19 protein-coding genes and 1 tRNA gene are annotated in these 21,787 nt (G+C 22.6%); 5 read left to right on the top strand and 15 right to left on the bottom strand.

Annotation, left to right across the window (positions count from 1 at the left end; genetic code table 4):
- Position 1: 1 nt before the first annotated feature.
- The 3 genes from cypl to MYE_RS01950 form a co-directional block, all read right to left on the bottom strand.
- Positions 2-1,351: an ABC transporter thiamine pyrophosphate-binding lipoprotein p37/Cypl gene (gene cypl, locus MYE_RS01940; protein ID WP_042733311.1), complete on the bottom strand. Its 1,350-nt coding sequence runs from the start codon at positions 1,349-1,351 to the stop codon at positions 2-4.
- Positions 1,352-1,606: 255 nt separating this feature from the next.
- Positions 1,607-1,960, bottom strand: a complete 354-nt coding sequence (locus MYE_RS01945; protein WP_042733312.1) for a TIGR04554 family membrane protein — start codon at positions 1,958-1,960, stop codon at positions 1,607-1,609.
- Positions 1,961-2,087: 127 nt separating this feature from the next.
- A complete protein-coding gene (locus MYE_RS01950) occupies positions 2,088-3,434 on the bottom strand; it encodes a hypothetical protein (RefSeq protein WP_042733313.1) in 1,347 nt (448 codons plus the stop codon).
- A 347-nt stretch (positions 3,435-3,781) separates the two neighbouring features.
- Between MYE_RS01950 and MYE_RS01955 the strand changes: the two genes are divergently transcribed.
- Together MYE_RS01955 and MYE_RS01960 are read left to right on the top strand one after the other, a co-directional pair.
- Positions 3,782-5,281 (top strand): hypothetical protein, encoded by a 1,500-nt coding sequence (locus MYE_RS01955; protein WP_052491402.1) that lies wholly within the window; start codon positions 3,782-3,784, stop codon positions 5,279-5,281.
- A 41-nt stretch (positions 5,282-5,322) separates the two neighbouring features.
- The gene (locus MYE_RS01960) at positions 5,323-5,898 is read left to right on the top strand and encodes an MFS transporter (protein ID WP_042733314.1); all 576 of its coding nucleotides are present in this window, start codon (positions 5,323-5,325) and stop codon (positions 5,896-5,898) included.
- A gap of 43 nt (positions 5,899-5,941) precedes the next feature.
- Here the strand turns inward: MYE_RS01960 and MYE_RS01965 are convergent, their stop codons facing one another.
- The 5 genes from MYE_RS01965 to rpsO form a co-directional block, all read right to left on the bottom strand.
- Positions 5,942-7,714: a BspA family leucine-rich repeat surface protein gene (locus MYE_RS01965; RefSeq protein WP_052491403.1), complete on the bottom strand. Its 1,773-nt coding sequence runs from the start codon at positions 7,712-7,714 to the stop codon at positions 5,942-5,944.
- Positions 7,715-7,775: 61 nt separating this feature from the next.
- Entirely contained in the window at positions 7,776-9,992 is a 2,217-nt protein-coding gene (gene recD2 / locus MYE_RS01970; protein ID WP_042733315.1) for an SF1B family DNA helicase RecD2, read from the bottom strand.
- 9 nt (positions 9,993-10,001) lie between these two features.
- Positions 10,002-10,652: a DxFTY motif-containing membrane protein gene (locus MYE_RS01975; protein WP_042733316.1), complete on the bottom strand. Its 651-nt coding sequence runs from the start codon at positions 10,650-10,652 to the stop codon at positions 10,002-10,004.
- A 221-nt stretch (positions 10,653-10,873) separates the two neighbouring features.
- Positions 10,874-10,947: transfer RNA gene (locus MYE_RS01980), tRNA-Gly, on the bottom strand.
- Positions 10,948-11,018: 71 nt separating this feature from the next.
- Complete coding sequence (gene rpsO, locus MYE_RS01985; protein ID WP_042733317.1) at positions 11,019-11,285, bottom strand: 30S ribosomal protein S15; 267 nt, start codon at positions 11,283-11,285, stop codon at positions 11,019-11,021.
- A 245-nt stretch (positions 11,286-11,530) separates the two neighbouring features.
- Here rpsO and MYE_RS01990 point away from each other — a divergent pair, with 245 nt between their 5' ends.
- Positions 11,531-12,448, top strand: coding sequence for a Fic family protein (locus MYE_RS01990; RefSeq protein WP_042733318.1), 918 nt, complete (start codon positions 11,531-11,533; stop codon positions 12,446-12,448).
- Between the two features lie 41 nt (positions 12,449-12,489).
- Here the strand turns inward: MYE_RS01990 and MYE_RS01995 are convergent, their stop codons facing one another.
- The 5 genes from MYE_RS01995 to MYE_RS02015 are packed head-to-tail and all read right to left on the bottom strand — an operon-like array spanning position 12,490 to position 17,889.
- Positions 12,490-15,408 carry a cation-translocating P-type ATPase gene (locus tag MYE_RS01995; RefSeq protein ID WP_042733319.1) on the bottom strand — a complete coding sequence of 973 codons (2,919 nt, stop codon included), beginning with the start codon at positions 15,406-15,408 and terminating at the stop codon, positions 12,490-12,492.
- 6 nt (positions 15,409-15,414) lie between these two features.
- On the bottom strand, positions 15,415-16,002 hold the full coding sequence (gene yihA, locus MYE_RS02000; protein ID WP_042733320.1) for a ribosome biogenesis GTP-binding protein YihA/YsxC: 588 nt from the start codon (positions 16,000-16,002) through the stop codon (positions 15,415-15,417).
- 10 nt (positions 16,003-16,012) lie between these two features.
- Positions 16,013-16,585: a hypothetical protein gene (locus MYE_RS02005; RefSeq protein WP_042733321.1), complete on the bottom strand. Its 573-nt coding sequence runs from the start codon at positions 16,583-16,585 to the stop codon at positions 16,013-16,015.
- A complete protein-coding gene (locus MYE_RS02010; RefSeq protein WP_042733322.1) occupies positions 16,575-17,201 on the bottom strand; it encodes a hypothetical protein in 627 nt (208 codons plus the stop codon). Before MYE_RS02010 ends, MYE_RS02005 begins: the two co-directional genes overlap by 11 nt.
- 1 nt (position 17,202) lies before the next feature.
- A complete protein-coding gene (locus MYE_RS02015; protein ID WP_042733323.1) occupies positions 17,203-17,889 on the bottom strand; it encodes a hypothetical protein in 687 nt (228 codons plus the stop codon).
- A 91-nt stretch (positions 17,890-17,980) separates the two neighbouring features.
- Between MYE_RS02015 and MYE_RS02020 the strand changes: the two genes are divergently transcribed.
- Both MYE_RS02020 and MYE_RS02025 read left to right on the top strand, forming a co-directional pair.
- Positions 17,981-18,688 carry a hypothetical protein gene (locus MYE_RS02020; RefSeq protein ID WP_042733324.1) on the top strand — a complete coding sequence of 236 codons (708 nt, stop codon included), beginning with the start codon at positions 17,981-17,983 and terminating at the stop codon, positions 18,686-18,688.
- A gap of 2 nt (positions 18,689-18,690) precedes the next feature.
- Entirely contained in the window at positions 18,691-19,404 is a 714-nt protein-coding gene (locus MYE_RS02025; protein ID WP_042733325.1) for a phosphotransferase, read from the top strand.
- 50 nt (positions 19,405-19,454) lie between these two features.
- Here the strand turns inward: MYE_RS02025 and MYE_RS02030 are convergent, their stop codons facing one another.
- Both MYE_RS02030 and MYE_RS02035 read right to left on the bottom strand, forming a co-directional pair.
- Positions 19,455-20,369 (bottom strand): hypothetical protein, encoded by a 915-nt coding sequence (locus tag MYE_RS02030; RefSeq protein WP_042733326.1) that lies wholly within the window; start codon positions 20,367-20,369, stop codon positions 19,455-19,457.
- Positions 20,370-20,717: 348 nt separating this feature from the next.
- Positions 20,718-21,668, bottom strand: coding sequence for a hypothetical protein (locus tag MYE_RS02035; RefSeq protein WP_042733327.1), 951 nt, complete (start codon positions 21,666-21,668; stop codon positions 20,718-20,720).
- Between the last annotated feature and the right edge of the window lie 119 nt (positions 21,669-21,787).

Genomic DNA, 21,787 nt, shown 5'->3' on the forward strand with positions numbered 1-21,787 from the left:
TTTAAAGTTTAGCTTCATCAATTTTAGTAACTAAATCTTTTGTTGTTTCTGCTTGAGCCTGTAATTTAATAAAATTATTAAACATTTCTTCTGTTAAGTTTTGGAATTTGTTGTAACCTGTGTAAATTCCGTATGTATTTTCATCTAATGTTAATGAAGTTAATGCTTTAGATAGAAGTTCAACTTGTTTAGTCATTAATCCTTTTCTAGCTAAAACAACATCGTATCCAGCAGGGTTAGTAAATGTCAATGTTCTTACAACATCATTATCGTAATTTTCGTCTTTAACATTTTTATTTTTTTCAAATCCTTTTGGTTGATATTTTGATTTTTCTGGATTTGATTGAGTTCAGTTGTAAGCTCCTTCATCATCAAAACCAATTCTTGGAATTATTTTTTCAGCTCCAACCGCTACTTCTTTACCTAATTGCTTAGCAGCACCTACTCCTTTAAAAATGTGTTTTTTGTATTTTTCAACTTCACCTTTTAAAATTTTTGTAACTTCTGTTAGATCTTTATTGAAGTGACGCGCTATTAAAGCAGCTTGATATTTAAAGCTTCCTGCACTTGAATCTTTTTCATAAACAATACCGTTTTTAATAAATTCATCAAAATCTTTAGAATTTCATTGTTGAGTAATTTTTTCACGTTCTGCTTTTTTTCCTGAAATTAGAATAGCTCCACGATATACATATGAAAGTTTATCTTTTTCATAGAAATTTGTATATTTAGAACCATCAAAAGTTAAAGTACCGTCTGGCTTTTTATCTGTTTTTTCAATTGTATTTCATTCAGGATATTCTTTTCCTGTTTCATCAATTCATTTTTGATTATTTTTAACAGCATCTGCTACTATTTTGTCATTTTTATTTCCATTAGCTTTGTTATACATTTCATTTATGTTATCTTGTCAAGTAAATCTTAATGTACTTGCTTGAGAAACTAATTGGAAAGGTAAATCAGATTTAACTTCATTTTTCACTGGATCAAAAAGACCATTTAAATAATATGAATAGTTAGTAATAAGAACATCATCACCTTCAGTATCTTTTTCTAATTTGCTTAGATATGCTTTTTTAGCACCATCTACACCTATTTTAAATTTAACTTTTTTAAAATTTTTAAGTGAGTCATCTTGGTTTTTAAAACTTTCAAATTTATTTTCTAAAGTTTCAAGGAATTTTGTTTCTTTTTCTGTATTTAAAAAACCTTCATTAACTCACGCATTTTTAATTGTAATTATTTCTTGTCATCCTGATGTTTTAGTACATGAAACAGCGAACGGAACGATTGATCCAGCAGTTACTGCTCCAGTCATAGCCAACATCATTTTTAATTTATTTGTCTTCATATTTCCTCCTTGTTATAAGGGCAAAAAAGGTTGATCTAGTGTAAAGTACAAAAGATCAACCTTATAAAATTCCTAGCCACGCATGCATTACCATGATCTGCTAATAGGTATAATCTCAGCCTTTTACAGCACCCTTATTCATTAATAATTATATAACATTAACTGAATATTTCTCAAGCGAATTAGATATTTACTTACTCTATAAAACTATACATTATTAAAAGAAAAAAATGTTCTATTAGAACATTTTATCTACTATTTTCATTTTGAGTATAAATAACCTGTCATTCCTGATGCGATTAATGAGAATACTAATCCTGAATAAGCTAAACCTCTAAGTGTTGCTGGAAGATTATTTGAGAATAAATCTCCAAGCCCTGGACTATTATATTTTGATATAGCAACAGAAGATAAAACTAATGCTATAAAAGCGATAATGTAATTTATTGCCACAATAACTGTGCTTTTTTGTTCTACAATTTTTACTTTGTTTTTATAAACTAAAAATGAAAAAATACCAAAAACTAGTAAAGATAAAAGTAAAGCGATAATAGCTACAGGTTTTATATCTTTACCAAATATTTCAGCAGTAACTAATAGTGTATTCATATTTCTTCACTATCCTTTCAAATATAAATTATATAGAAAAGACACTAAGCTTCAATATTGTAATTTATTAGTAAAATTCAACACATATAAAAAAACAACTTCAATTATAGAAGTTGTTAATTTAAATTTAATATTTTTTAATAAATGTTATATCAGTAGTTTGTTCTGATCCATCATTAGAAACTAGTTTAATAACAGGTTTATCTTTTCCGTTTTCATCTTTTTTAATACTCATACCAACTACAGAATAATTTTTATCTTTATAATTAATTTTTTCACCTAATTTTGGAGAATGAGTTAATTCTAAAACTTCTTCTTGATCTTTAATTGTTTGATCTTGGTTATCAGTATAATTTGATCAATTTACTGTTGAAGTTGCGAAATCTTCTGGAACATGAGTAATCAGATCACCATTAATATCATCAATTGTTTTAGCTAATTCTAATTCTTGATTATCAGTTAAATCTTCAATTTCAAAATCATTATTTGCTGTGATTTCTTCTTCAATTTCAAAATAATCTTCTTTTGAAGTTATTTCTTCTTCAGTATTACTGTTATCAGTATAATCTGATCAATTTACTGTTGAAGTTGCAAATTCATCTGGATCATGAGTAATTAAATCACTATTAATATCATCAATAGTTTTAGCAAATTCTAATTCTTGATTATCAGTTAAATCATCATTTAAATCAATTTCTTCATCTTGATTGTTTTGTTCAGATAAAGTTCAAATATTTTTATAATAATCACCTATTTTTTCTTCATCATCACTAATTTTATCGTCAGTTGAATATGAATCTAATTTATCATCAACTTGAGTTTTATTTTCTATTTTAATTTCAGATTCACTATCTAAATTTATTGTATTTTCTATTATTGATAAATCAGTTTCAACTTGTAAATTATTAGCAATTAAATCTTTATTATCAATTATTAAATCTTTAGTTTTAATCTCACTATCAATTAAACTATTATCTAATTGATTTTCTAAATTAGGAGTGAATTGTTGATTTGTTTCAATGTGTTGATCATCTTTAATTTGATTTTGAACTTTTTGTTGATGATAAGTATTTAAACTTGAATTATGTTGATCGATATTAGTTTTATATTTATTAAAAATTTTAGATAAATAGTGATCTATTTTTTCTTGATCTTGTTTACGGTGTTCATATTCAACTAAATTGTCTTGTTGTTTTTGAATTCTATTAGTTTGATCAATAACTTGTTTTTTACTATTATCTAATTTATTTAAAAACTTTATAAAAGCATTTGACTTATCTTTATGATTATTTTCTAATCAAATAACATACATTATATATTTATCAACCAAAGTAATTAAATCATCTTCAATATCAATTAAATCAATTGCTAACATTTCTTTTATAGTGTTTAGATCAAATTTCTTAGAAGTATAATAATTTATCTTTTCTAAAATTGTATTAGTCATAAAATCTTTAAGTTTTTTACTTGACATATAATCTTTCCCAACTATTTACTATAAATATATTTAATCAAAAAAATATTAAAATAATTTCTCTAATACTAAAATAGTATTAGTTTAATTAAATATCTATTTATTTTATAAGTTACTAATTAATTATAATAAATGATTAATAATATTTAATATTTAAAATGTTTGTTAGAAACATTTTTTACAATTGATTATAAATTTAAAAATTTTTTTCATTTTAAAATTTTTTTCATTTTTTATTTATTAAGTTTAATAACTTATATAGTTAATAGATAAGAGTAAAATTAAATTAAGAATAATAAAAATAGAAAATAGATATTTATGAATAATCTAGATTGAAGGTGAAAGTTATGAAAAAGATATCTCGTTATCTTTGGATTTTAATTTTATTGATTGTTGGAGTTTTTGCTGCACAAACTTATTTAAATAAATCTTATAACGTACCAGATTTAACAGGTAAGACTGATTATCGTTCAAACTATAATAGAAAATATGGTTTAATGTGAGGTGGACATGCATTAAGATATTATTTATATAGAAATTCATCTGCTTATGATACTAATAAAACTGAATATGAAAATTTCATAAAAAATATTGAAGAACAAACTTTAAATATAAATTTTTTAAATTCAAAACAAAGCATAGTTCAAAGACAAGATTTTAAATACTCACTTATTTCAAGTGTTATGGTTACTTCAGAATATGGTTCAACTTCTGCTCAAGAATTTTTTGCTGAATCATTTAGTAAATATGTAAGTTCAAATGATAATCAAAAAAATGTAACTTGATATTTATTAGAACACTTCTTTACAAAAACTTTTAAACAATTAAAAAATAACTTTTCAGGTGGAATTACTAATACGGATAAATGAATAAAAATAAAAGATTTAATTGACAACGATGCTAATAAAGTAAGCAAAGAGATTAAATATGATATTAATTTGGATCCAAATAAACAAAATTTAAATCCTAGTGATTTAGGTTACACTAATGTTATAAATGGTAATAGATACATATATGGATTTTTTAATCGTAGATATGTAACTGATACTATTACAAATTTAGGAAAACAAATATTTTCTCCAGACTTTGAATTTAATAATTATGCAATATCAAGAATAGGTCAACAAAAATTTGGTACATATGCAAAAAAACTTATGTCATCTACTTTGTATAACCCATATCAAAAAATACAACATACAAAACAAACTAAAAACAAATGATCTAACATTGATCAATTAGATGAATATTGAAAAGATATTTCTAAATTTAAAACTAAAAATGGTAAACAAGAAAGTTCTATTCAAATTAAAAAAAATTTAGATGCAGCTTATGAAGATGAAAAAGACTTTAAAAAAGATGACTTGTATGAAGAAACGTTGAAATTATTTAATATTATTTATAAAATAGCTGGCGATGATTTTAGAAAGATTTTTATAAATTTAATATTAACTAATGATAAAAAAATAAAAGGTATAGGTGATGCTACTGGAGTTAATGGTATAACTTCAACTCAATCACTAACAGATGATAGTACAACTGTTTATAGTTTTATAATAATTAGAGACAAGAGTTTTAAATCAAAAGAAAATCAACACCAATTTAACTGATCTTGATTTTCAAGTAATAATAGATTTCAAACATTACATCATGAATTTGGTCATGTTTTAGATGCTTATCTTTCTAAAGATAATAGTTTTTCAGAATTATTCGATGAAGATGACTACAAACTAACTCAACAAGGTAGATTATATGCTGGAGATACCCCTGTAAAAGATGTTTATGCTTTAGTTGATAAAAAGAAAGCATTAAGATTTGGTCATATGTCTGGATGCAAATGTTGTTGTTAAAAATATAATTATGTAAAATTAAAAGAATGAAAGGATAGCTTATGAATTATAAGTCGCACAAGTTTTTAAAATATCTAGCAACTATTGGAAGTGTTATTTTATCAATATCACTATTAATAATTTATTTACAAAAAGGTCAAGATAATAAAAAGATTTTTAATAGTTTACAACCTTATATAGCTTTAGAAATCATTCTTTTAATTTTAGGTTCACTATTTTTAATAAGTTATATGTTTATTAGGTGGAAATGAAAAAATAAAAGTGATTATAAATATACTAAAAAAGATATTATTTATTTAATAACTGGTTTTAGTTTATATAGTTCAACAATTTTAATTACTACAATATATTTTGTATTAAGCTTATTAATAAACGATCAAAATAGCATTAAAATCTTATTTTATGTACTTTTACCAATTACTTTTTTACTTATGATTGTAGCTTCTATTTTTGAAACATTATCTAGAATTAATGAGCAATTATTCTTATATAAAAAAGAATATGAAAAAATAGAAAAAGAAAATGAAACAAAAATCAAAGTTGATTTTACAAAAACAAAAAATAATAATGAATCACAAATAAAATTAGATGATCCTGAAAATCCATTTAAAGATTAAAATCCATTTAAAGATTAAAAAAATGCAAATTAGATTTGCATTTTTATTTTCTATTTTTTCTTGAAGCAATAAACATATAAACTACAGCAATCAATACAAGCACAGAAGCAACTATAAATACTATTGTTTGTCATTTAATTTTATTTGTTTTTTGATCAGGAGCATTAAATTTTGGTCAATTTTTTTGTTCAAGATTAGATACAGAAGCGAAGTTATCAAAGTTTGTTACTTTTGAAACTTTTCATTCAGATAAGTTTTGGTTAAATGCTACAGCACCTTCAAACATTGCATACATATCTGTTACATTTTCGGTATTTCAATTACTTATATTTTGATTAAAATAAACAGCTTGTCTAAACATAGCTTGCATATTTATTACATTAGAAACATCTCAAGCAGTATATTTAGTACCATCAGATTTAGTAACTTCTTTTGTAGAGATATTTTGATTAAAAAATCTTGTTGAAAAGAACATACTCTGCATATCATTTACATTTGAAGTGTTTCATTTAGATATATCCTGATTAAATAATCTTGCATTTTGAAACATACCGTTCATATTTTTTACATTTGAAGTATCTCAAGATGAGATATCTTGGTTAAATTCTTTAGCAGCATCAAACATTAAACTCATATCAGTTACTTTTGAAGTATTTCAAGTATTTAATGATTTTCCATCATTATTAAATTTAGATGCTGAACTAAACATATAACTCATATTTGTAACATTTGAAGTATTTCATGATGAGATATCTTTATTAAAGATATTATTATCAGCAAACATTTTACTCATATTTGTTACATTTGAAGTATCTCAAGCAATGTATGTTTGTTCACCTTTTTTAATTTCTTTTTGTTGAATGTCTTGATTAAATGATTGAGCGTTTTCAAACATACCACTCATATTTTTAACTTTAGAAGTATTTCAAGAAGAAATAACTTTGTTAAATGCTTTGCTTTTAGCAAACATTAAACTCATATCAGTTACATTTGAAGTATCTCAATTATCTATGTCTTGGTTGAAAAATTCAGCTGAATCAAACATACTGCTTAAATTAGTCACACTATTTAAATTTCAATCTTTTAATGAATTATTAAATGCTTTTGTGTTGCTAAACATACCACTCATATCAGTTACTTTTTCAGTGTTTCAATTAGAAATATCACCATCAAAAACTTTGGTATTAGCAAACATTTTACTCATACTAGTTACATTTGAAACATCTCAAGTAGTGTATTTTAATTCACCTTTTTCAGCTGGTTTAGTGTTTATGTTTTGATTAAAAGCTTGAGATTCTTCAAACATAGAATTCATATTAATTACACTTGAAGTATCTCAATTAGAAATGTCATTATTAAATGCTTTTGTTTTAGCAAACATACCACTCATATCAGTTACGTTTTTAGTATTTCAATTTGATAAATCAATATTAGAAATTGAAGAATTATAAAAAGTATGATTCATACTAGTTATTTTTTCAGTGTTTCATTTTTCAACACCTTTAATTTCTTTGGAAGTAACACTTCTAAAAGCATCTGTTAAGTTTGTTATAATTTCAGGTAATATTTCAGGAACTTGTTCAGTTTTAGGTAAAAATCTTTCTATTTGGATTTCACCTTTATCATTTGTAAAATATCCGATTTTAGTACAAATTAATTTCTCTTTTTCAGTTTTATATTCAGCTTTTTGTGATTTTTTTTCAACTTGTTTTAAAACTAAAATATTATCTGATTTATTAGTTTGAAAAACTAAACTACTTGATAAAGCAGTTGAAGAAATAGTTAATAATGAAATAAATGTTAATAGTTTTTTCACGATTTTCTCCTATTTTATATACTAAATAATAATATCAAACTTTTAAAATAATAAAAAATCTCTATTTGTTTAAAGTTGAAATTATAACTTCTTGAAGTGTTGTATTTCTTTTTTTAGAACTTCTGTTAATACCTTGAATAAATATGTCTTCTTTTGTAATAATAATTAATTCTTTTTTAGCTCTAGTAATAGCTGTATATAATAATTTTTTATCTATAAACTGATTAAAATGAGTAGCATCTAAAACTAAAATAACTTTATCATATTCACTACCTTGAGTTTTATGAACACTACATGCATAACTTAAAGTTAAATCATCAAAATTTTGATTATTAAACTCTAAAATAGTGTTGTTAAAATTTACAATTGCAAAATCAAATTTATTATTCTTATAAATAATTGAATCAATAATTCCAACATCACCATTTGAAATATTTAATTTACTATCATTTTTTAAATACATGATTTTATCTGATTCAATATATTTATTTTTTGCTCTTTGATATATTTTTTGTTGATCATTAATATTGAAATTAAAATTAGACTGAATTAGATCATTTAAATTATTTATACCTAAAGTTCCTGCATACATTGGACAAATTATTTGAGTATTATAAGGATTATTAAAATCTAAATCTTTAGCATAATTAGTTTTAATTTGTTCTAAACAATATTTTTTATCTGTATTAAAAATAAATTTAACATTATTTAATTGATCAACTTTTGTAATATCAAAAGTGTTGTTTTTAATCATATAAGCAAGATCAATAATTCCATTGTTTTCTTTTTGACGATGAATATGTTCTAAATTAATTGTAGGAATAGTATTTGTTTTTATAATATCAAAAAAGACATTTCCATAATTAACACTAGGTAATTGTTCTGGATCACCAACTAAAACTATTTTTTTAGCTTTTAAACTAGATTGTAAAAATTGACTAAATAAACGATTGTCAATCATCGAACACTCATCAACTATTAATAAATCAAATGATAAAGCATTGTGTTTATTAATAAGAAATCTATTTTCATCACCATCATATTCTAATAATCTATGAATAGTTGTAGCTTCTGATTCTATAAAGTTTTCTCTAATTTTAGCAGCAGCTCTTCCAGTTGGTGTTGAGATAGAAAATTTAGATTTTTTATACATTTTTTGCATTAACTTAACAATAGCTTGAATAATTGTAGTTTTTCCAGTTCCAGGTCCACCAGTAATGATTATTATATTATTTTTAGCAAAAGTTTTTAAAGCATTAATTTGAGAATTATCATATTTAAAATCTTTAATATTTTTAGAACTTGCAATTTCATTTTCTATCTCTAGTATATATTTATCTAAAGTTTGTTCATCAATTGAATTATTTAAATTATTTTTTAAATGATAATCTAAGCTTAAAGCAATTTCTTGTTCATCATAATATGAATTATGAGTATAAATTCTATTTTCTTTAAATACTAATAAATTATGATCTTTAGCATGTAAAAGACTAGATAATAATAAGTCTTTATTTTCATTAATATCTATATTAATAAATTCTTTGATTTTTCTAAATAATGCTTCTTTATTTGTATAACTATCTCCAGTTGAAAATAAAATTTCATCACAACAATGAAAAGCTCAATAAGCTATTCTGTTAATGTCATAAGGATTTTTTGAAAAATGAAGTCATATTTTATCAATATCTTCGATATTTCCTAAATTTCTTTGAAAAGCAAATTCAAAAAAATTATTAGTAAATATATTAATAAGCTCTTCTTGACTATTAACATATCATTGAGATTTTTCTAAAATATTTAAATTTAACTTATTATTAATAAATTCACTTGTTAATGAATTATTTTGATTAATATCATAAATAATGTCATAAATATGTTCTAGTTTTGATTTATTTATACCTTGAATTGATAGAAATTTTTCTTTATCATCTAATATTTCTTGAATAAAATTTTCAGAATAATGTTCAGCTATTTTTTTAGCTGTTAAATTACCTACCCCAGGAAAAACATCAGATTTTAAGAAATTAATAATTTGTTGTTTATTATCAATTTGAGCAAAATCAAAATTAACTACATCAAAACTAGATCCATATTTAGCATGAGTGTTAACTGATCCTGTGATTTCATATAAAACTTTAGTTTTCATCAAACCAATTTGACCTTTAATTTTGATTGTTTTTTTCTCATTTTCTTCACTAGTAAAAATAGCAAGACCTCAATTGCCTGATAAATATATAAATTTTGAAATATATCCTCTTAGTTTTATTTGTTTTTCCATAATTTCTTTCTATTGATTAGTATTTTTATTTTTATATAAATTATTTTTAAATTCTATTAATTCTAATTCTTCTTGTTCTTTTTTATATTTATATTCTAATTTTTTAATTGCTCTTAATTGTTTTTTTGTAGGTATTATTTCACCGTTTTGATAAGCTAGTAAAATAATCTTATTTTCTTCTTCAATTTGATATTCTTTATTTCTTTGTAACATACTTAATAATGTGCCAATAATAACTCCAATTAAACCACTAACAATAGCTATAACAAATCTAACTAATGATTTTACAGTGTATGAAACAGTTCAGTTATACATTAAATCTCCAGTATAAATTATTGAAACACAAAGCATAGCTAATCCTAGACAATAACTTAATGCATCTGATTTTAAAACGTTAAATCATATTAATATTCAATTAATAAAAGTTACTAATATTAAATAAGCTAAACAAATTAAAGCTAAATATAAATAAGCAAGTTTACCTAGTTTTTTATAATAATTAAAGTTAAAGTTTTGTAAATCTCCACCAACTAAAAATAAAATAACTAAAAATAAACTAACTACAGTTAAAATTTGAACTAAAAAATTTATTCAAATAGGAGTTCTAGAGTTTTGAAATTTGATTTCATTTAATAATCTTTGTTTTTGTTGTTCTTGCATAATTATTTTCCTTTTAATTAATTTTAAGTATATCAAATAGAAATAAAAAAGCACCTTAATAGGTGCTTATAAATTGTGCATAGAAGAGAATCTCTTCTGTAAAAAGATATATAACTTAAATAATGACATTTTGCGTGCACTACGTACACATTAATATTATATATCTTTTTAAAATAAAAATAAAAAAACACTAGTAAATTCTAGTGTTTGTTATTTTCATATGGAGCAGGTGAAGGGAATCGAACCCTCACAGTCAGCTTGGAAGGCTGAAGTTCTACCATTAAACTACACCTGCGTTAACTTGACACTCTTATATAATAATACATATATTTCTAAGTGTCAATAACTTTTTTAAATTTTTTTGAATTATTTTCTAATTCCTAATTTTTCAATAATAGCTTTATATCTGTTAACGTCTTTTCTAACTAAGTAATTTAAGAAATGTCTTCTTTGAGCAACTTTTTTTAATAAGCTTCTTCTTGTTGGAACATCTTTTTTGTGAACTTTTAAGTGTTCAGTCATGTTAGCGATTTCTTTAGTTAGAATTGCGATTTGAACTTCAGCTAAACCAGTATTTTTTTCTGATCCACCTAATTCTTTAATTAAAGCTAATTTATCTTGTTTTGATATCATGATATAGCTCCCTCTTTTGTGATTTATTAATGTATTATCAAAGATATATTTGGGATGAATAATACCTTTGGTAAACTATCAACTAAAATATTATAACACTAAAGTAGAAAAATGATAATATTTTTTAAAATTCTCTGAAATCATATTTTTTAATATTTAAGAATAGCTTATCTATAATAAATTACTAGTCTAATATCGTATGATAAAATCAACTAATAAATTAGAAAATCTAAAGGGATAACATTATGTATTTAACAATTAAACAAACTAGTGATAAGTGAAATCTTTCAGAACAAGAAATATTAGATTTAATTAATCAAAACAAAATATATGGATTTATCAAAGAAAATAATGAATATAAAATACCAATGGACTTAGATAATCCTTTAGATTTAATTGGTGTTGATTTATTAGAGTTAATTGATAAAAGAATGGAAATAATCGAATCTTTTACTCCTCTTGAAGAACACGAACTTAATCGTATTAACAATGATTTTGCTATTGAATATGCTTATAATAGTAATGCTATTGAGGGAAATACTCTAAGTTTAAGAGAAGTTTATTTTATTTTTAAAGGAATGGTAATTGATAAAAAACCTTTAAAGGATCATTTAGACGTAATCGGACATAAACAAGCATTTGAATATGTTCTTGATCTGACTAAAAATAAACATGGTTTATTAACTGAAGAAAAAATCAAAAAAATACATAATTTAGTTTTAATTCATGATTGAAGAAATGCTGGTGTTTATAGAAATGTTCCTGTAGTTATTTCTAATTCTAAGCACGATGTTGCTGATGTTTATATGATACAAGCAAAAATGCAACAACTATTAGATTGATATTATAATTCAAATGAACACATAATCAAAAAGATTGCTAAATTTCACTTAAATTTTAAAGAAATTCATCCTTTTATTGATGGTAACGGACGAACAGGAAGACTTTTAATTAATTTTGAATTAATGAAAAATGGTTATTATCCAATAGATATCAAATATATAAATAGAAATCTATATTATCAAGCTTTTGATGATTATCATACAAAAAACGATCTATCAACAATGCTTAATTTAATAGCTAATTATGAATTATTAAGAATAAATTATTTTATAAGAATATTATCTGATAGAGAAAAACTTATTAAACAAAGAAAAGAATAATAGTATTAAAAAAGACTCTTTTATGAGTCTTTTTTAACTTACTAATTGGTTTTTGATTTTGTTTGTTTTTTCTTTTTATCTTGTTCTAAAACTTGTGTTTTGTTATCTTGTTCTACTAATTGAGCAATTAATTTTTGATTATTTTCTCAACTTCTAGAACTTAAATGGTATGAATAGAATTGAATTAAATCAGTTATAGTCATAAATAATGTTGGAATTAAAGCACAAGCTAAACTAGTGAATAATATTCAGAAATTATTACTATTTCAACTTAAATGATTTTGTTTATTAACTGATAATAATCCAAATACCGTATCATTAACTCCAGGAATTACAAATGCAAGCATTGAAACAATTAAAACAATTGATGATCCAACTATTAGTGGTTTTGAAACTGTTCAATCTATTTTTCTAGTTTCTTTTCAATTAGTTAATTTAATTAAATGACTAAATATTGTAGGAGCTACAACACTTGTAATAAACATTGCAGTTCTACCAAAAATTATAAATTCATTTAATTTTGTCGGATTTATTAAAAAGTAATTTCTATTATTTTGAATAAATAAGAATCAGTTATCTGCTTTAGTTTTAGTTTGATCCATTCAATAATTCATATCAGTTGCTGACATTGCGATAATAAAACTAATAATTTGAGCAACTGATAGAGATAATCCTATTTGAAAAATAGGTCATACAATATCTTTTAAAATTCCATCATTTTTCTTTTGAGGTTTTAATAATATTAAAGAATTATCTAAAGGACTCATTCCAATACCAAAAGCTAAACATGAATCAACAACTAAGTTTATAAATAAAATATTTGAAGCTTCAAAAGGTGAAACTTTTAAAAATAATGAAATTAAAACTATACTTAAAACATTTGCTAAATTAAATCCTAATAATAAAACAATTGCACGTCTAATTTTTTGAAATACGTTTCTTCCTTCAACAACACCTTTAATAATTGTTTTAAAATTATCATCAGTTAAAATCGCATCAGCTGCTTGTTTGGCTACATCTGTTCCAGTGATTCCCATAGCAACACCAATATCAGCTTTACTTAAACTTGGAGCATCATTAACTCCATCACCAGTCATTGAAACAATATAACCTTTATTTTGTAATGCTTGAACAATTCTAACTTTATGTTCTGGATTAACTCTTGCAAAAATTTTAATATTATCAATCGCACTTGCTAATTCTTGATCTGAAAATTGTTCTAGTTTTTCTGAAGTTAAAACTTCATAAGGAGTGTAAGCTAAATCTAAAGCTTTACCAATAGCTAAAGCAGTAATTGCATGATCACCAGTTATCATCACAACTTTAATTCCTGCTTTTCTAGCTTCATTAATTGCTTGAACTGCTTCAAGTCTTACTGGATCTATCATTCCAGTTGCAGCTATAAAAATTAAATCTGATTCGTAATTTTTATCATCATCACTAATGATTTTAAAAGCATAACCTAAAACCCTTAATGCATCATCACTTAATGTTGAAGTTGCTTTTTTAATTTCTTTTTTATGATCTGAAGTTAATTTAACAATTTTATTATCTAAATATATTTTTTTACATTTTTTTAATAATTCATCTAATGCACCTTTTGTAAATACAACTTTTTGATTATTTTCTAAACTATTAACTGTTGTCATTAATTTTCTTTCACTATCAAAAGGTATTTCATCAAGTCTTTTATATTTTTTTCTAAATTTTTGTTCATCAACGTTCATCATTTCAGCAAAATCAACTAATGCTAATTCAGTAGGATCACCAATTCTTTCACCATTTTCAGTAATTGAATCATTTGGTAAAACTAATGCTTTTAAAAACATATTTTTAGCATCATTCGCTTTTAAATTAACAAATTCATCTGAATTAATTACTTTATTATTTCAAATAACTTTTTCAATAGTCATTTTATTTTGAGTTAAAGTACCAGTTTTATCAGTACAAATTACATTAACTGAACCTAGTGTTTCTATACTTTCTAATTTTTTAACAATAACATTTTCTTTTACCATTCTTTTTGTTGAAAATGATAAAGTGATTGAAACAATAGCTGATAATGATTCAGGAATAACTCCAATCGCTAAAGTAATTGCTACCATTAAATAGCTTGCTCAGCTATCTCTATTTCCTGTAAATAAGAATAATAAGAATATAAATGCACTAATAACAACAGCAATAAAAGAGATTAAATAACTAAATTTATTAATCTTTCTTCCTAAACTTGTAGTTTGATCTTCATTTTCTGAAACTGCTTTACTTATTTTACCAATCTCAGTATTAACTCCAGTTTCAATAACAACTCCAACTGCTCGTCCTGAAGTTATAAAAGTTGACATAAAAGCAATGTTTTTCATATCAGATAATATTTTAGTTTTTTTAATCGCATTTGATGCTTTTTCAACGCTTAATGATTCACCAGTTAGAATTGATTCATCAACCATACAGTCACTAGTTTCAATTAAACGTAATTCAGCTGGAACATATTTTCCTGCTTCTAAAACTACAATATCACCAACTACTAAATCAGTCGCATCAATTTCTCTGCTTATTTGATCTCTTATAACTATAGCTTTAGGTTGAGATAAAGATTTTAATGCATCAACTGATTTTCTTGCTCTAATTTCTTGAACAGTTTCTAAAGTAGCATCTAATAAAATAACAAACATAATCACAATAAAATCAATAAAATCTTCAAAATGAGGTTTTAATGTATGTTTTGCTATTAAAGGAGCAATTATTGAAATTATTGCAGCAATAAATAAAACTATTTGAATAGGTCTAGCTAATGCTTTTAAAAATAACACAACTGCAGGAGTTGGTTTTTTTACAGGTAAAGCATTTTTACCATTTTTAGTTAATCTCAAATTAGCTTCAGCTTCAGTTAATCCATTTTTAAAATCTGTTTTTAAACTCGATTCAACTTCACTTAAACTTTGAGTTTTATAATCAGTCATACAATTTTACTCCTCTAAAAGTTCGTTTATTTTATCATAACACTCACTTATATTTGTTTTGTTTAAATTCGATATTTTTATAAAACTATCACTAGAAACAAATCCTAATGTTTGTTTAATCATTTGTTCATTTTTACTATATTCATTTCTTTTTAGTTTATCTAATTTAGTTCCAACAATCACAACTTTGATATTATAGTATTTTAAAAATTCATACATTTGAATATCATCTTTTGTTGGTTTATGACGCAGATCAACTAACATAAAAACACCTTTTAAATTTTTTCTATTTACAAAATAATCTTGCATCATTTTAGCAAATTGAATTTTAGTTGCATCATTAATTTTTGCATAACCATACCCTGGAGCATCAACTAATCTAAACTGAGATTTATTAATATCAAAAAAATTTAACAACCTAGTTTTACCTGGAGTATTTGCAACCTTTGCCAACTTATTATTATTTGTTAAAGAATTAATAAAACTAGATTTACCTACATTACTTCTTCCAACAAAACAAATTTCACTAATTTCATCATTAATTCATCCACTTCTATCAGCTGCTGATTTAATAAATACGGCTTGTTTAATCATAAATACTCTCCTAATCTTTAATATATTTATTTAAATTATCTTTAAATCATTTTTCTAAATTTTTATTTATATAAAGTTTAATTTGTTCTTTATTGTTATTTTGATCAAAATAATTAATAACTACTTTTTTAAATGTTTTATTTTCAAATCTAATAGAAAATATTTTTTCCATCTCTATTAATGTATTAGAAAAAATTAAATATTTTGTTGTATTAATTACTAATATTGTTTTAATAAGTTTAGGATTTAAAAAATATAATAATATTACATTAATAATTTTAATAATCACACATATTTCAAACACATAATATTTATTAGAAATATTTTGATTAATATATAAACTAAAAATTACACTAACTATTATTAATAAAACAAAATCAAATAAACTATTAAATAAAACTATTAAATAATTTTTATGATTGTATAAATATAAAAGATTTTCTTTTTTAATAAGTTTAAGTCTAACTTTAATTTGAAATAATAAATAAAAATTACTAATAAATATAAATATTGACAAACATAAAATTAAAACATATAAAACTATTGAAGAAATCAAACTAGAACTAATATTATTACTTATCATTATTTTCATCTCTTTTTCTAATTAATTTTTGAATTGTTAAAACAAAATCAAAAACTTCACCTGTAATTTGAATTTCTTGTTTATTAGTTGTTAGATAACAAGAATCTAAAAATTGATCATTTTTTTTAATTACACAAACTGAAATTGATTTAATATCAGTTATTAAAATCTTAAAATAAGAATCTAACAAATTAATAACTACTCTTTTATTTGTTAGATAGATTGTTGATTGTTGTAATTGATAATCAACTCGTTTTTTTAACTTAACATTTTCTTTTAAAAATAAATAATCATCATATAAAAAGTCTTTAATTAAGTTTTGTTTAACTTGTTTTTTTAATTTAGTTTTAACTTTAACTTTATCATTAACTGAAATTAAAAAATCTTTTTCTAATAAAGCAATTTCATCAACAGGAAGTTCAAATTTAAATGTTGTTTGATTTAAATTTTCATGTTTATGTTTAAGTTTATATTCATTTCATTTTTTAAAAAATTCTTTATTGTAATTAATAAAAGCTTGATTTTTAATTTGATATAAATAAGCTAATAATCCCATTACAATAAGTAAAATAAAATAAATTATTAATAAAACTATAAAAGCAATTATTTTATCCATATTATTCTTCTTCTAAATTAATTGTTTGTTGTCAAAAATTAATAAATTCTAAATAAGCTTGTATTTTATTTAAAATACTTAATCTTTTTAAATCTAAAATATCATTGAAATTAATATTTAATTTTAAAATATCAATTAAAAGTTTATTTCCTTCTAATAGATCATCAAAAACCTGTTCACTTATTAAAACATTATAAACTTTTTTAAACTCATCTTTTTTTGAATTTAATTGTTCAAATAACTGTTTATTTTCTTTTAAAAGTTGATTAGATTTTTCAACTATAACTTGTTTGTAAAAATCAATATAGTCTTGTTGGTGATTTCACTTCATAGCATTAGAGTTATTTTCTAATTCATCTAATTGTTTAAATACAAAATTATTTTGTTTTAATAAAAAAGCTAAATGTTTACTAATTTGTAAACTACTTATTAAATTAAATACACTACTATCTTTGATATTTACTAACTCATTTATGATTAAATCTTCTAGTTTTTCTAATTTATTTACTAACTGATCTCAATTATCTAAACTTTCGATATTTTCAAATTCATTAATTAAGTTTTCTAACTGAATGTAGTTGTTATTATCTTTATTTAATTCATCTAAAACATTATCTAAATTAGCAATAATTAAACCTAAACTAGGTTCAAAAAAATCTAATTCAACTTCTTGGTGATTGTTTGACATTTTACTTCTCCTTTAATAAAAATATTAATTTAATTATAACTTATATAAATATTCTTTTTTATATATAATAGAAAATGAAACGAGGTAAATAATGATAGAAATTTATAAATTAAAAGATCTAAACTCTTATGATTTACAAGCATATTCACACATTAATCCTTGATTTAAAAATAGATTAAATAAGTTGATTTTAAAAAATAAAAAATGAATCTTAAACTTTAATTTAAATCCAAATGATTACATAACTTTTGATGATATAACTGAAGTTAAATTAGATAAAGTATTTAAAGAAGTTAATAATTATTTAAACTTTTTTAAACCTAAAATTAAACAAATAATAACTGAAAAACAATTATTTAAAAAGTTTAGTAACTCAATTAGAAATTATATGATGTTAGTTGGTATGTGTCATGCGATTAATACTATGATTGATTTTTATAAACAATTAGATAAAGAAGTCGTCTTAAATAAACAACAACTAGTATATTTATTAGCAAATGAAGTTTTAGATAAAAAATTTGAAAGATACACAATTGAAGTACTTAAATTAATTCCTGATGAATATAAAAATAATTTAAAAGATTTATACTCAGAAAAAATTGAAATTCATAATAGTTTTTTTAACTCTAAACAATTTGTTAAATGAACAGCTAAATACGCTTCAAGATTATTTAATAATGAAAAAATTAATCAAAAAGATTATTTAAAAATATTATATTTATGTTATTTAGAAAATGATTTTAATAGATCTTATATATCTTTATTACAAGAATTCGTAAATAAACTAGTTCAGGAGTAAATATGAAACAACAAATTACAAAAGGTGGAACTAATATTTCTTATAAAGTGGATGATAAGTTTTTACAAATAAAAAAATATAATACTTTTAATCATAATATTGATTATTCATTATTAAAAACATTTGATTTTGTACCTAAATTAATTAGAAATACTGACAAAGAAATAGAATGAGAATTTATTAATGGAGTTGAACCTGTTATAGATATATCAAATATTGAATTGGTTGCTAATCAAGTTAAACAAATTCATAATTCAAATTTAAAATTTCCTGAATTTAATTTAACTAAAAGAGTTACTCATTATAGACAAAAAATTAAAGAGTTAAATACTAATACTAAAGTGTTAGATGATTATTATGATTTAATTGATGATATTTTAAAATCTATGGATCATAATACACCGTTACATAATGATTTATTTCCTTTTAATATGATTCAAACAAATGACAATAAAATTTATTTTATTGATTGAGAATATGCAACTATGGGAGATAAACATTTTGAATTAGCTTATTTAATAGAAACATCTCAAATGAATCAAGAGTGTGAAGATAAGTTACTAGAAATTTATAAAGATTATGATTCTAAAAAATTATTATTATGTAAAATTTTTGTAAATTATATAATTATTTTATGATTTAGAACTCAAACTGCTGCACCTCATAATACAAAAATGTTTGAAGACAGAATTTATGATTTAGCAAGTAAATTATAAAAAAGAAAAAGGTTTCTCTTGAAACCTTTTTTTGATTATCTATTTATAAATTAAGAAGCATTATTCTCATCATCTGAAGGAATTTTAGGTGTTAAATGTTCTAAAAGGTCTTTTAGCATTTTGTCTAATACTTCTAATTCTTTAATTTTCTGTTGAACATCTGCAGAAAGATTGTCATGTTCATTCTTTACCTTTATTAATAAATTTTTAATTTTAATAAATTTATTTAAAACAGACATAGCTTTTCATGAATCTTTAGTAATTTCTGAATCTATTGTTCCCATAAACATAACAAAATTATCTTCATCAAAAATAGCAATGTCATTTTTCAATTTATTTAATTCATTTACCTTAGATTGGAAGTGATTCATTATTTTTGAATTAGCTTTCTCTACTTTATCTAATATATTATTTGAAATAGTTAATATAGCAGTAATTTTATTTCTAGTTAATAAATTATTGTAATCTTCTTTTATATTCATTAAATTTTTAAAATCTAATCCAGATTCTAATAATTTATCAATACTTATAGGAATTTCTTTTTCATTTTGTTCTAATTGTGTTTTAACATTTTCACTAAAATTTATTTCAACTTTATTATTTTTGACATTTAAAAATGCTAGATAATATGTGATACTTCTACCTTCTAAATTAGTAGATTTTTTTGTTAACTTTACAACGTTTTGATAAATAGTTTTTGCTGTTTGGATATTAGTTTGTGTTGCTGAATTAATGTTTCTTACTTCTGTTTCTAAATCTTTTCTAATTCTTTCTGTTGTTCTAATTCTTGATTCAAGATCTTGTTTTAGTTTTTCACTTTCACGCAATTGTTTTTCAAATAATATTTTTAAGTTTGATGTATTATTATTTTCTTTTGCTAATTTAATACTATACATTGTTCCTATAGAAGTTAAAGAACCTATAGCTAGCCCTGTAAATAATGTAAATAAATATTTTAATTTCATATACTTTTCAAACCTCTATACCCTTTATAAAATTTTATTTATTGTTTAATTTTAAGTAACTTTGTCCTACTTTCATTAATTTTTCTTTTTTATTTTCTCTTACAAAAAAGACTTTAAATAGCATGCAAAGATTATATAATTAATGTTACATAATATTAATATAGATATATTTGTCTTTAGAATATCAATATAGATATATTTGTCCCTATTTTTAATAAAAGTTCTTATAATACACAAGGATAATAAAAACGATAACTAGTCAGAAATATTCTATGGTTTGCTAATAAATTAAATATAACCATAACGTTATCTATTCACAAAAATCTTACTTTTAAAGTAAGATTTTTATTATTCTATTTGTCCTTCAGGAGTCATTGTTCCATCTCCAGAAGCCAAGGGTTGAGCTCCTTCACCATCTTTTTTTAAAATATTTATAAGTTGTTCTGTTCTGTTGTTTGCTTGAGTAAGATCTCTAATACCTTGGTTAACAGCATCACGAATTACATCATATTCATCTTTTGTAGATTTTAATAATTGAGCAATTTCTTTAATTTTATCTAATGGAGATTTGTCATTTCATTTTCCTTGAGATGTGATTGAAGGGAATCTATCAAGTAAAGTATTAAGAGTTCTATTATCTACTCTGTTAAGTTCTTTTTTAATGCTATCTAACTCATTTAATTGAGATTGTAGGAATTTAATTAACACGTCACTACCTTTTTGTGCCTCTGTTAATATTTTATTTATAACAGCAATTAATTGTCCAGTTTGTTGACTATTTACAAGATCTTTATATTTACTTTCGACAGATAATAATTCTTTTTCTCCTTCGTCTTTAACCCCTGTTTTTAATAAGTCTTTTAATTGAGGAATTTCTTTTTTCCCTTGCCCTACATTAGTAGTAACCGCACTTGAATGTACTATTTTACTTGATGACTCTTCAAAAATAACTAAGTAATATTTAATTGTTTCTTTTGCTAAATTTTGCATAGAATAAGTAGTTAATTTTACAGCATTAGCATATGCTTGTTCAGCTAAGCTAAGATTGTCTTTTAGACGTGAATCTAGATTAACAAGTTCTCTTTGAATATTATCATTAATACCGTTTAATCTAGTTATTTGTGCTTCAAGTTTTTCTTTCATTTCATCACATTCACGTTTTTGTACTTCAAGTAAAACTTTTAAGTTTTGTATATCGGTGTTTTGTTTCATAACTTTAACACCATAAAGAGTTCCTCCAGCAGCAGATCCTCCTATAACTAGACCTGCAACTAGTGGAAATAAATATTTTAGTTTCATATGATATATACCTCCACATGGATATTCTAAAAAATTTATTACCTATATTTTGTAAGCAAAAAATACTTACTTTATTCATTGTCTTCTAAAAAAAAAAAAAAATAAAGACTTGATTTAAT

The organism is Mycoplasma yeatsii GM274B (assembly GCF_000875755.1).
Classification (GTDB): Bacteria; Bacillota_I; Bacilli_A; order Mycoplasmatales; family Mycoplasmataceae; genus Mycoplasma; species Mycoplasma yeatsii.